This is a genomic window from Sorangium sp. So ce296, from assembly GCF_051529605.1.
In the GTDB taxonomy this organism is placed as follows: Bacteria; Myxococcota_A; Polyangia; order Polyangiales; family Polyangiaceae; genus Sorangium; species Sorangium cellulosum_D.
Genome location: NZ_CP150325.1, coordinates 5,506,663 through 5,519,053 on the forward strand (window position 1 = coordinate 5,506,663; position 12,391 = coordinate 5,519,053).

General features: G+C 72.5%; 9 protein-coding genes and 1 pseudogene. 7 read left to right on the forward strand and 3 right to left on the reverse strand.

The annotated features are described in order from the left end of the window. The first annotated feature begins 13 nt into the window (after positions 1-13). From WME98_RS20435 to WME98_RS20460, 6 genes and pseudogenes are all read left to right on the forward strand, one after another. Positions 14-1,615: an amino acid adenylation domain-containing protein gene (locus WME98_RS20435; protein WP_437952794.1), complete on the forward strand. Its 1,602-nt coding sequence runs from the start codon at positions 14-16 to the stop codon at positions 1,613-1,615. 5 nt (positions 1,616-1,620) lie between these two features. Next, positions 1,621-2,766 (forward strand): acyl-CoA dehydrogenase family protein, encoded by a 1,146-nt coding sequence (locus tag WME98_RS20440; RefSeq protein ID WP_437952795.1) that lies wholly within the window; start codon positions 1,621-1,623, stop codon positions 2,764-2,766. 79 nt (positions 2,767-2,845) lie between these two features. Next, positions 2,846-2,947 (forward strand): annotated as a pseudogene (locus tag WME98_RS20445) (hypothetical protein); the annotation flags it as partial. A gap of 63 nt (positions 2,948-3,010) precedes the next feature. Next, positions 3,011-3,271, forward strand: coding sequence for a hypothetical protein (locus tag WME98_RS20450; RefSeq protein WP_020741734.1), 261 nt, complete (start codon positions 3,011-3,013; stop codon positions 3,269-3,271). Positions 3,272-3,326: 55 nt separating this feature from the next. Then, a complete protein-coding gene (locus WME98_RS20455; protein ID WP_437952796.1) occupies positions 3,327-4,862 on the forward strand; it encodes an Eco57I restriction-modification methylase domain-containing protein in 1,536 nt (511 codons plus the stop codon). A gap of 273 nt (positions 4,863-5,135) precedes the next feature. Beyond that, positions 5,136-7,397, forward strand: coding sequence for a S46 family peptidase (locus tag WME98_RS20460; RefSeq protein ID WP_437952797.1), 2,262 nt, complete (start codon positions 5,136-5,138; stop codon positions 7,395-7,397). A 45-nt stretch (positions 7,398-7,442) separates the two neighbouring features. On the opposite strand, the gene WME98_RS20465 is transcribed toward WME98_RS20460, so the two are convergent. The 3 genes from WME98_RS20465 to WME98_RS20475 form a co-directional block, all read right to left on the reverse strand. Next, positions 7,443-8,963, reverse strand: a complete 1,521-nt coding sequence (locus WME98_RS20465; RefSeq protein WP_437952798.1) for an ATP-binding cassette domain-containing protein — start codon at positions 8,961-8,963, stop codon at positions 7,443-7,445. A gap of 204 nt (positions 8,964-9,167) precedes the next feature. Beyond that, positions 9,168-9,932, reverse strand: coding sequence for an SDR family NAD(P)-dependent oxidoreductase (locus tag WME98_RS20470; RefSeq protein WP_437952799.1), 765 nt, complete (start codon positions 9,930-9,932; stop codon positions 9,168-9,170). 97 nt (positions 9,933-10,029) lie between these two features. Then, positions 10,030-10,698 carry a TetR/AcrR family transcriptional regulator gene (locus tag WME98_RS20475; RefSeq protein ID WP_437952800.1) on the reverse strand — a complete coding sequence of 223 codons (669 nt, stop codon included), beginning with the start codon at positions 10,696-10,698 and terminating at the stop codon, positions 10,030-10,032. 189 nt (positions 10,699-10,887) lie between these two features. Between WME98_RS20475 and WME98_RS20480 the strand changes: the two genes are divergently transcribed. Beyond that, positions 10,888-12,081, forward strand: coding sequence for a serine hydrolase domain-containing protein (locus WME98_RS20480; protein WP_437952801.1), 1,194 nt, complete (start codon positions 10,888-10,890; stop codon positions 12,079-12,081). Positions 12,082-12,391: the final 310 nt, after the last annotated feature.

Sequence of the window (12,391 nt, forward strand, 5' to 3'; positions counted from 1 at the left end):
GTGGAGGAGGGCCATGCCCCATCTCGTCTCCTATCTTGAAGAGAGCGCGCGGAGATCCCCGGACAACGTGGCCGTCGTCGAGCCGCTCGGCCGCGGCGTGACGTACCGGGAGCTCGCCGACCACGTCGCTCGCGTCGCAGGATTCTTGGTCTCACGGGGCGTCTCGCGCGGCGATCGGGTGGGAATCGCGCTGCCCAAGAGCGCCGCCGCCGTCGCCGCGATGCTGGGGACCATGAAGGCCGGGGCCGCTTACGTGCCCATCGACTGGCGCGCTCCACCGGAGCGGGGCCGCGCGATCCTGAGCGACTGCGCGGTGAAAGCGCTGTTCGCCGACCCGCGATGCCTGGAGTCGCTCTACGCCGGATCAGCGCGGTGCCCCGCCGAGATCGTGGTCATGGTTCCGCCCCAAGGCAGCCATGCGCCGCCCTCCAGCGGTCCGGGGGACGTCCCGGCGGGCATCGCGCGCCCGGCCTTCGGCTTCGCCGAGGTCCTCGCGCACGAGCCGCTCGGCGGCGAGGCGCGGGGCGAGCACGGCGACGCGCTGGCCTACATCCTCTACACGTCCGGCTCCACGGGGCTCCCGAAGGGGGTCATGTTGACCCACGCGAACGCGACGAGCTTCGTGGAGTGGTGCTCCGAGACGTTCTCGCCGACGGAGGACGATCGCTTCTCCAGCCATGCTCCGTTCCAGTTCGACCTGTCGGTGCTCGACCTCTACCTGCCGCTGAAGCATGGCGCGAGGCTGTGCCTCATCTCCGAGGACGCCGCCACGAACCCGAAGCAACTCGCGCACCTCATCGCCGAGCGAGGCATCACCGTGTGGTATTCGGTCCCGGCTGCGCTCGGGATGATGGCCGAGTACGGCGGCCTCGATCAGGCGGACGCGAGCTCGCTCCGCCTCGTGCTGTTCGCTGGCGAGGTGTTCCCCGTGAAGCGGCTGCGCCAGCTCAGGGAGCTCTGGCCCCACCCGACGTACTACAACCTGTACGGGCCGACAGAGACGAACGTCTGCACCTTCTTCCGCCTGCCCACGCCGCCCGACGACGAGCGCGCCGAGCCTTACCCCATCGGTCGCCCTTGCTCGCACTGCGCGGCGCTGGTCCTCGACGAGGCGGATCGACGCGAGGTGGACGCGGGGCGAGAGGGGCTGCTCTACATCGCGGGCCCGTCCGTGTTCCGCGGCTACTTTGGGCGGCCGGAGCTCGGCGAGAGGTGCTTCATCGAGCGCGGAGGCCGGCGGTGGTACAACACGGGAGACGTCGTCGTCCGGGCTCCCGACGGCGAGCTCGTGTACTGCGGCCGCCGCGACCGCATGGTCAAGCGCCGGGGATACCGGATCGAGCTCGGGGAGATCGAGAGCGGGCTCCATCGCCACGAGCTGCTCCGCGAGGTCGCGGCGGTCGCGCGGAACACGCCGGAGGGCGTCCAGATCGCCGCGTTCCTCGTGCCGCGCGGAGAGGCGCGCCCGACCCTCATCGAGCTGAAGGCGTTCTGCGCGCGCGAGCTCCCCTCGTACATGAGCCCGGACGCGTTCAAGCTCATCGACGAGCTGCCGAGGACGCCGACCGGCAAGATCGACTATCAGGCGCTCCTCGGCGCGCTGCACGCCACGTGAGCGTCATGGATTTCGACCTGTCCGAAGAGCAACAACGCCTCCAGGACGACGCCGTCCGGTTCGCTCGCGCTGCCCTCGCCGGGGACATGATCCGGAGGGATCGAGAGGGCACGTTTGATCGCGACGGGTGGCAGCGCTGCGCGGAGTTCGGGCTGCTGCGGATGCCGGTGGCGCGCGAGCACGCCGGGCTCGGCCTGGGGCTCACGGACGTCATCGCCGTGATGGAAGGGCTCGGCTACGGCTGCCGCGATCAGGGGCTGCTCTTCTCCATCAACGCACACCTGTGGACCAACTCGATACCGATATCCATCTACGGGAGCGAAGCGCAGAAGCAGAGATACCTCGAGCCGCTCAGCGATGGAACCTTGATCGGGGCCAACGGGGCGAGCGAGCCGGACGCGGGGTCGGACGTCTTCTCCATGAAGACGCGCGCGGTCCGGCGGGGCGACGGCTATCTCCTGAACGGGCGGAAGACGTTCGTGACCAACGCCAGCGTGGCTGGGCTCTACGTCGTGTATGCGACGCTCGACCCGGCGCTCGGCCCGATGGGGATCACGGCGTTCCTCGTGGAGCGCGGCACGCCCGGGCTCTCGATAGGCAAGCCGCTGGAGAAGATGGGGCTCAGGAGCTCTCCCATGGCGGAGCTCATCTTCGAAGACTGCCATGTGCCCGTGGAGAACCGCCTCGGCCGCGAGGGGCGGGGCGCGGAGGTCTTCGAGTGCTCGATGGTGTGGGAGCGCGGATCCATCTTGGCGAGCTGCCTCGGCGTCATGCGCCGCCAGCTCGAGGAGTGCCTGAGTCAAGCGCGTTCACGCAGGCAGTTCGGCCAGCCGATCGGCAGGTTCCAGGCGATATCGCACGCCCTCGTCGAGATGAAGGTCCGCCTCGACGTGTGCCGGATGCTGGTCTACCGTGTCGGCGCCCTCAAGGACAGAGGGCGGCCTGCGCTGCTCGAGTCGGCCATGGCGAAGCTCCACGTCTCCGAGAGCTACGTGGCGTCGTGCATGGACGCCATGCGGATCTTCGGCGGGTACGGTTACATGACCGAGCAGCAGGTCGAGCGCGACCTGCGGGACGCGCTCGGCAGCATCTTCTACTCGGGCACTTCCGAGATGCAGCGCAACATCATCGCGCGGAGCTTGAAGCTGTAGAGGCGCAGGCCCGGCACGCGCGCTCGAGGCCGAGCTCGCCGATCCGACGCTCTACGCGAGCCGCGGCGCGGACGTCGCGGGGCTGCTCGCCGAGCTCGATCGCGAAAAGCAGGAGGCCGCGCGCCTCGTCAGCCGGTGGGAGGAGCTCGAGACGAAGCGCGAGGCCGCCGGCAAGGGGTGACCGGCCGCGCGGGCCCATGCGACGGCCCTTGTCGGCGCTCCGCCGCCCGGCGACCATGGCCCCATGATGACCGTGTTCGAGGTGGTCCTCGCCCCGGGGACAGGCAGCGCCGACCTGCTCAGCGCCGAGGTGCTGCGCGAGACCGGCGCGCAGATCATGACGCTCCAGGAAGCGGAGGCGGTCGGCTTCCAGGGCCTCAAGGCGCTGGACGGCGCCGGCGACGTCCGGCTCATCGCCGTGCGCGCGAGCGACGCCCCCTGGATCCATCGCTGCCTGGAGACGAGCGGGGCGGTCGTCTCGTTCCGGGCCCACCAGGTCGACTGAGCCGCCCCGGCGCGACCCGCGCGACCGGCCCCCCGGCACCCATGGCGGCCAGCCGATGAGCGCAGCCCGAGAGCTCCGGCGCTCGCCGCCGGCGTCCCTGCTCCAGACGGTCGATCGCCACCGAGCGCAGGCGTCCCTGCGCCTCGACCCCGCCCGGCGCTCCGAGCTCGGCCAGTTCCTGACGCCCCCCCGCCTCGCCTCGTTCATGGCGTCGCTCTTCCAGCGCCTCGGCGGGGCCATCCGCGTCCTCGACGCCGGCGCGGGCGTCGGCTCCCTCACCGCGGCGCTCGTCGCCGAGGCGTGCTCCCGGCCCGACCCGCCGACGGACATCGTCGCCGTCGGCTATGAGCTCGATGCCGCGCTGGTAAAGCATCTTTCCCAAGGCATGCGCGCGTGCCGCGACGCCTGCCGCGCGGCGGGCATCGCGTTCCACGGGCGCGCCGTCCGCGCCGACTTCATCGCCGCGGCCGTCGAGGAGCTCTCCCTGCCCGGGCCGCGCGCGGGCTTCACCCACGCGATCCTGAACCCGCCCTACAAGAAGCTCGGCGCCCGCTCGGCGGCCCGGCGCGCGCTGCGCCGCGCCGGGATCGAGGCGAGCAACCTCTACGCCGCGTTCCTGGCGCTCGCGGTGCGCGTCCTCGAGCCCGGCGGCGAGCTCGTCGCCATCACGCCGAGGAGCTTCTGCAACGGCCCTTATTTTCGCGCCTTCCGCGAGCTGTTCCTGCGCGAGATGTCGCTCTTCCGGGTGCACGTCTTCGAGTCGCGCACGGCGGCGTTCGCGGAGGACGACATCCTGCAGGAGAACGTCGTCGTCTGCGGCGTGAAGGGCGCGCCGCCGGGCGCCGTGCTCGTCTCGTCGAGCAACGGCCCGGACGACGCGCCGATCGCGGCGCGGGTGGTCCCCCTCGCCGAGGTGGTGCGGCCGGGCGACCCGGAGCGCTTCATCCACGTCGTCCCGGATCAGGCCGGGAAGGACGTGGCGGACGCGTTCGCGCGGCTGCCCGCGCGCCTCGCCGATCTCGGCCTCTCGATCTCCACGGGCAAGGTCGTCGACTTCCGCGCTCGGGCGCTCCTCCGCACGGACCCCGCGGCGGACACCGCGCCGCTCATCTACCCCGCGCACCTCGACGCCGGCGTGGTCCGCTGGCCGAGGCCCGGAAAGAAGCCGAACGCCCTGGTCGATTGCGCCGCGACAGCCCACCTCTGGATGCCGAGCGGGACCTATGTCGTGGTCAAGCGCTGCTCCTCGAAGGAGGAGCGCCGGCGCATCACGGCGGCCGTGTTCGATCCGGAGGTGGTGCCCTGCGCGCGCGTGGGCTTCGAGAACCACCTCAACGTCTATCACCGGGGCGGCGCCGGGCTGCCGCCGCTCCTCGCCCGCGGCCTGCGCGCGTTCCTGAGCTCCACGCTCGTCGACGCGTATTTCCGGCAGTGGAGCGGCCACACGCAGGTCAACGCCGCCGACCTCCGGCGGCTCACGTACCCCGCCGCGGCGTCGCTCGAGCGGCTCGGCGCCCGCACCGGCGATCGCGCCCTCGACCAGCGCGAGATCGATCGCGCCGTCGAGGAGGCGCTCGGCGCGGGCCCGTGAGGCGCCCTCCCCGGCGGCGGCCCGCCGGCATGCCGTGAATGCCAGTCCGGCGCCGGACGCAGAGAACATGGCGTTTCGGCGGGCGCGCCGAAGCCGGCGATCCTCGCCTTCGGGGACATCGACGAGAGCCGGTGTCCATCGCCACGAGGGGAATGCTCTCTCCGAGGAAAATGGCGAGTCTCCTGCGCGCGCGTGGCTCGCTTCACCGCATCTTCTGCTGTGCGAAAGATGCGGTGTGGTTGCTTTATCGACCGGCGATGGTAACAACACCGCATGTTTCATTCCTCTCTGCGTGGTCACGCGCTCCTCGCGCTCTTCGCTCTCTCCGCGCTCGCGCCGGGCTGCGGATCGGAGCGGCCGCAAGCGGGCGATACGAAGCCGCCGGCCTCGGGGCCCGGCCAGGGGACGCCGTTCGAGAACCCCGGCGGGATGTGGATGCCCGAGCAGATGGCGCAGCACAAGGATCAGCTCGAGGCGCTCGGCCTCGAGATCGATCCGGCGTCGCTCGCCGATCCCACGGCGTCCCCGCTCGGCGCGGTGGTGAGCCTCGGCGGCTGCTCGGCGTCGTTCGTCTCGCCCGACGGGCTCATCGCGACCAACCATCACTGCGCCACGCGGGCGCTCCAGTACAACTCCACCCCGGAGCAGGATCTCCTGACGAACGGCTACCTCGCGAGGACTCGCGCCGAGGAGCGGTGGGCCGGCCCCACCGCGCGGGTCTTCGTGACCCGCGCCTTCCGCGACGTCACCGGCGAGGTGCGGCGCGGCCTCGAGGCGATCTCGAGCGATCTCGAGCGGTATGAGGAGATCGAGCGGCGCAAGAAGCGGCTCGTGGCCGCGTGCGAGGAGGGGCGCCCGGAGCTCCGCTGCTCCATCGCCGACTATTTCGGCGGCGGCCAGGTCTCCTTGATCGAGCAGCTGGAGATCAAGGACGTCCGCCTCGTCTACGCCCCGCACGAGGCCATCGGCAACTTCGGCGGCGACGTCGACAACTGGCGCTGGCCGCGCCACACCGGAGATTTCTCCTTCTTCAGGGCCTATGTCGGCAAGGACAACCGCCCCGCGAGCCACGCGGACGACAACGTGCCTTACCGCCCGGCGCACCACCTGAAGCTCGCCTCCGCGCCGCTCCACCAGGGCGACCTGGTGATTGTCGCCGGCTACCCCGGCACGACGAACCGGCTCCGGACCGCGGCGGAGGTGGAGTCCGCCGTGTCATGGCAGTACCCGAAGCGGGTGTCGTTCTACGAGGAGTCGATCGCCCTCCTGGAGGGTCTCGGCAAGAACGACCCGGCGGTGCGCATCAAGGCGCATTCCACCATCCAGGGCTACAGCAATTACCTGCTCAAGACGCGCGGCCTCCTCGAGGGGCTGGTCCAGGGCGGCCTGGCCAAGGAGAAGGAGAAGCTGGAGGGCGAGCTCAAGGCCTGGATCGACGCCGACCCGGAGCGCAAGGCGGCCTACGGCGGCGTGATCGAGAAGATCGCCGCGCTGCACGACGACCAGCGGAAGACGCGCGACCACGACGCGGCCGTGGGGGAGATCCTCTCGTCCGCGAGGCTCCTCGACGCGGCGGTGACCCTGGTGCGCATGGCGGAGGAGCGGTCCAAGCCGGACGCCGAGCGCGAGGCCGAGTACCAGCAGCGCAACTGGGAGCGGCTCGAGCAGGCGCAGGTGTCGCTGCAGAAGTCCTACGACCGCGCGATCGACCGGAGCACCTTCAAGCTGGCCCTGAAGCGCGCGCTGCGGCTCGATCCGAAGGACAGGCCGGCGCTCGTCGGGAGCCTCGCGGGCGGGGTGCCGCCGACCGAGGCCGCCCTCGGCGCGGCGGTCGACGCCCTCTATGAAAAGACGGCGCTCGAGGACGCGGCGACCCGGGTCAAGCTGCTCAAGACGGCGACGACCGAGGAGCTCAAGGCGAGCGGGGATCCGATGATCCGCCTGGCCCTCGCGCTCGCGCCCGTCGACAAGGCCATCGAGGCCCGCGACAAGGCCTACGCCGGGGCGATGGCCCTCGTGAAGCCGCGCTTCGTCGAGGCGCTCCGCGCGTACCGGGGCGGCATGCTCGCGCCCGACGCGAACGGCACCCTCCGCATCACCTACGGCACGGTGCGGGGCTACCGCCCGGAGCTCGACAAGCCGGTCTATCGGCCGTTCACCGTCCTCAGCGAGGTCGTGAAGAAGACCACCGGCAAGCCGCCGTTCGACACCCCGGAGCCCCTGCTCGAGGCCGCCCGCGAGCGGCGCTTCGGCCCGTACGTGGACGACGATCTCGGCGAGATCCCGGTCTGCTTCCTCAGCGACCTCGACATCACCAACGGCAACTCCGGCTCCGCCACGCTGAACGCGCGCGGCGAGCTCGTCGGCCTCGCCTTCGACGGCAACTACGAGGCGATGGCGTCCGACTGGCTCTTCATGCCGTCGATCACCCGGACCATCCACGTCGATCACCGCTACATGCAGTGGGTGATGGACGCGGTGTCCGGCGCGGACGCGGTGCTCAAGGAGATGGGCGGCTCGCCCGTCATCGAGTAACTCAACCCGGGCGGCGCCGGCGCGCGATCCGATGCGACCGCATCGTCACGCGCCGGCGTCGTCGGACGAGATCCGCACCTCGCCCTCGGCCACCGTCCACAGGATCGACGTGCAGCTCCTGCCGAACGCCCGGTCGTGGGTGACGAGGAGCAGCGCGCCCGGGTAGTCGGCGAGCGCGCGCTCCAGCCGCTCGATCGAGGGCAGATCGAGGTGGTTGGTCGGCTCGTCCAGCACCAGCGCCCACGCGTGCTGCCCGAGCCCGAGCGCGATCATCAGCTTGCGCGCCTCGCCCGGCGACGGCCGCGCCGACGCGAGCAGCCGGCCCGGCTCCACCCCGAGCGCCGCCACCAGCGACATCACCCGCCCGCGCTCCTCCGGGGGCAGGCGGCGCGCCCGCGCGAGCAGCGCCTGCTCCTCCGCCTCGCCGAGCTCCTGCGGCACATAGAGCACCTTCTCGGCCGGCACCCGCGCGCCCTCGAGCAGCGCCTTCACCAGCGTGGTCTTGCCGCTGCCGTTCGGGCCCGCGACCCGGATGCGGTCCTCGCGGCCGACGCTGAGCCGCACGTCCCGGAGCAGCGCCCGCCCCTCGCCGCCGGCGCGGATCTCGGGCGCGTCGAGCACGAACAGCCACGGCGCGGGCGACCGCTCGTAATCGACGAACACGCTGCGGCCCACGGCCTTCTCGAACTCGAACTCCCCCGCCTCGGCCGACACCTTCTCGAGCTTGCGCCGCGTCACGCCCACGGTGCGCGACAGCCGCGCCTCGGCCGCGGCCACCCGGATGCCCGCGAGCATGCCGCGGGCGTCGTGATCGCGCGGGCCCTTGACCCGGTTCTTCGTGCTCCGCTCCGCGTCGGCCGCGGCCTGCGTCCGCCGCTCCTCGCCGAGCCGGCGGCGGAGCTGCCGCTCCTCGGCGCGCAGCCGCTGGTGCGCCTCCTCGCGGCCGCGCGCCTCCGACTCCCAGAGCTCCTTGGCCGCGCTGTACCCGCCGGGGTAGAGCCGCGCCGCGGCCCTGTCGACCCGGATCGTGCCGACCGTCAGCGCGTCGAGGAGCTCGCGATCGTGCGAGACGCACGCGCCGATCCCCTGGAATCCGCCGAGCGCGACGACGAGCAGCGCCCGCGCGTCCGCGTCGATGTGGTTCGTCGGCTCGTCGAGCAGGAGCACGTCCGGCTCGGCGGCGAGCGCCGCGCCGATCTGCCACCGCTTGCGCTCGCCCGGCGACAGCGTGGCCCAGCGCTCGAGCTCCGTCGGGTCGAGGAGGAGCTCGCCGCGCAGCCGGCGCGCGAGGCCGTCCTCGGCCTCGGCGAGCGCGCGGATCGCCGCGTCCGCGTGCTCCACGGCCTGCGGGCAGACCGCGATCGTCGCGCCCCGCGGCTCGACGCGCAGGCCCCCGGCGTCGGGCTCGAGGTCGCCGGAGAAGAGCCGGAGCAGCGTGGTCTTGCCGGCGCCGTTCGGCCCGACGATCCCGTACCAGCCGGGCGTGAGGCAGAGATCGACGTCGGTGAGGATCGGGGACGCGTCGGAATAAGCAAAGGAGAGGCGGTGCGCGCGCAACGACGACATACAAGCTCCTGAATCCGAGGGCCACGCGGCCCGGTCACGGGACGGGCGGGCTGCGCCGCGCGCCAAGGCTCATGCGACCTGGCGCGCTCGCGACCCGCGACGGAGACCGATTCAGGAGCTGATCTTCACCGGAGCACTCTCCTCTTGCGTCAGCCGCACTCTGTAACAGACGGACCTGGCTCACGCAACCGCCCGCCCCCTCGCTCAGGCGGCCAGGAAGCCCCCGTCGACCGGGAGCGCGGCGCCGGTCACGTAGCCCGCGCCCTCCGAGCAAAGCCACAGCGCGGCGCCCGCGATCTCGTCCTCGGTCGCCATGCGCCCCAGCGGGTGCTGCGCCACGAGCGCCCGCACCAGCTCGGGCGCGAACGCCTCGGCCTGCTCCATCGCGGGCGTGCGCGTGACGCCGGCGCAGAGCGCGTTCACGCGGATCCCCCGGGGCGCGACCTCGAGCGCCACCGACCGCGTCATCCCGACGACCGCGTGTTTGGACGCGACGTACGCGTGGTGCGCCGCCTTCCCGGCGACGCCGTAGATCGAGCTCATGTTGACGATGGCGCCCCCGCCCGACCCGAGCATGGCCGGGATCTCGTGCCGCATGGCCAGCCAGACCCCGCGGGCGTTCACCGCCATGACGTCGTCCCACACCGCCTGGTCGGCGTCCTCGAGGCGCGCCATGTCGCCGCCCACGCCCGCGCAGTTCGCCGCGACATCGAGCCGGCCGAAGCGCTGCACCGTCTGCTCCACGGCGCGCCGCACCGAGGCCTCGTCCCGCACGTCGGTCGGGATGAACAGCGCCGGCGCGCCCTCCCGCTCGATCGCCGCGCAGGCCCGCCGCCCGGCGTCCTCGCCGCGCGCGGCCACCGCGACCCGCGCCCCGCCGCGCGCGAACGCCCGCGCCGTCGCGAGGCCGATGCCGGAGGTGCCCCCGGTGACGAGGGCGACCCGCCCGGAGAAGTCGTACGTGATCATGACAGCTCCCTTCCTTGTGAAAGCCGCGTGGAACTACGCGGCGTCCGCGCCGAGGCCGCGTGGAACTACGCGGCGTCCGCGCCGAGGCCGCGTGGAACTACGCGGCGTCCGCGCCGAGGCCGCTCCGGATGAACCGCACCGCTTGCTGCGCGAGGCGGCGGCGGCGCTTCGGGCCGAGCTGCTTGCGCAGCGCGTCCGAGGCCAGCACCTCGTGGAGCTCGGCCCCGAGCTCCTGGAGCACGACCTCGGTCAGCCCGGGGCCGACGACGGCGGAGACGAGGCGCGTCGCGACCTCGAGGCTCGTGTCGGTCGCGCGGAGGGCGCCGCTCGCGATGCCCTGCTCGAGCAGGGCCCGGAGCTCGGCGACGCCGGCCTCGCAGATGGCCCGGTGCAGGCCGCGGACCTCGGCGTCCGCCGTCGGGTCCGCGGCCGCGGCCGACAGGCGGGCGAGGCGCGGGTGCTCGACGAGGAACGCCATGCCGCGCTCGATCTGGGCCTCGAGCCGCGCCCAGAGGTCGCCCTCCAGGGCCGCGGCGCCCACGAACTCGCGCTTGCGCCGCGGCGCCTCCTCGGTGAGCAGCCACCTGTACAGATCGAGCTTGTCCTCGAAGTACTGATAGAAGCTGCCCTTCGGGATGCGGGCGCGGCGCGCGATCTGCGACAGCGACGCCTCGGCGTAGGTCCGATCCGCGAACTCGGCGATCGCCTCGCGCACGAGGCGGTCCCGCCGCTCCTCGGGCAGCCCAAAGAACGTGCTCTTCGGCATGCGACCGATCAGTCATATGACCGATCGGTCGCATGGTCAAGGAGGCGCGTCGGGCTGTGGGCGGGATCGCGGACGCGGCGCGGTCGCCCGCCGCGCCGCCAGATGGGCGATGGCGGGCGAGTTGGGCGATGATGGAGGCGTGAGGGCGGCACCCGCCCCGCGCACCCCCTTTCTACCAAGGACCGATCCGTGACCAGCACCCAGCCGATGATCCAAGGAAGCGTGGCCCCTGGCTTCGAGCGCGTTCGCGACGCGTTCGTCGAGAACCTCACGCGACAGGGCGAAGCCGGCGCGTCGTTCTGCGCCTACGTGGACGGCGTCGAGGTCGCCCACCTCTGGGGAGGCGAGGCCCGCCCCGGCGTCCCGTGGACCGCGGACACCCTCGCGTGCGGGGCCGCCGTGGGCATCGGCGTCGCCGCCCTCGTGGCGCAGCGGCTCGCGGACCAGGGCAAGCTCGACGTCGACGCGCCGGTCGCGGCGTACTGGCCGGAGTTCGCGGCGGAAGGCAAGGGCGCGATCACGGTGCGCATGGTCCTCGGCCACAGCGCCGGGCTGCCCTGGTTCCCCGACCCCGAGCTGCGCGTGCGCCTGGACCGCCCCGAGACGCTGCTCGACAACGAGGCCATCCTCCGGCTCATCGAGGCGGCGCCGCCGGTCTGGGAGCCGGGGACGCAGTGTGGTTACCACACGGCCACCTACGGCTGGCTCGTCGGCGAGATCGTCCGCCGCGTCACGGGCAAGAGCCTGGGGACCTACCTGCGCGACGAGATCGCGGGACCGCTCGGGGCCGAGTACTGGATCGGGCTGCCCGAGGCCGAGCACCACCGGGTCGCGTGGATGAGCCCCGATCCGATCACGGATACCGACCAGTTCTACAAGTTCCTCAACGCCGACACGCCGCCCGGCAAGGCGATGTTCATGAGCCCCCACCGGCGCTTCGGAGACATGATCCGGGATGGGATGAACCATCCGACGTTCTGGCGGGCGGAGCTCGCGTCCCGCAACGGGGTGGGGACCGCCCGCGGCGTCGCCCGGCTGTACGCCATGCTCGCCTCGGGGGGAGAGCTCGACGGCGTCCGGGTGGTCTCGGCCGACTCCACGGCTCGCCATATCGAGGTGCAGTACGACGGCAACGACTTCATCTGGGGCAACCCGCTCCGGGTCGGCCTCGGCTACATGCGGCCCTCGGCGAGCGTGGGCATGGGCCCGCACGACGAGGCGTTCGGCCACCCCGGGTTCGGCGGCGCGATCGGCTTCGCGGATCCCGTCTCCCGGGTCGGCTTCGCCTTCCTCCCGAACCGCATGGTCCTCGCGCTCACGACCGACGCGCGGGCCGAGACGCTCGCGTCGGCGCTCTACGCGTGCCTGAAGACCTCCGCCTGAGGGCCGGCGGTGCCGCATTGCCGGCGTGCGCGCTACCATGGAGTGACGGAGATCCATGACCTCCTGTTCCCGCCCTCCTCCCGCTCTCCCGCGATCCTGTTGAAATCTCACCGCCGCCGGTGGGCTCTCGTCCTAGGCGGCGGCGGCGCGCGGCGGCGCGCGACGTCGCGCCACGTCGACGGCCCGCCGCCCCGGCCGTCGCGGCGGCGCGCGACGGCTGCGGCGGGTGCGGCCAGCCGCGCGTGGGATCGATCGCGCCGCGTCACGGCCGCCGCGACCATCGCCGGGAACGGTGATCGCGCTCCGGGAC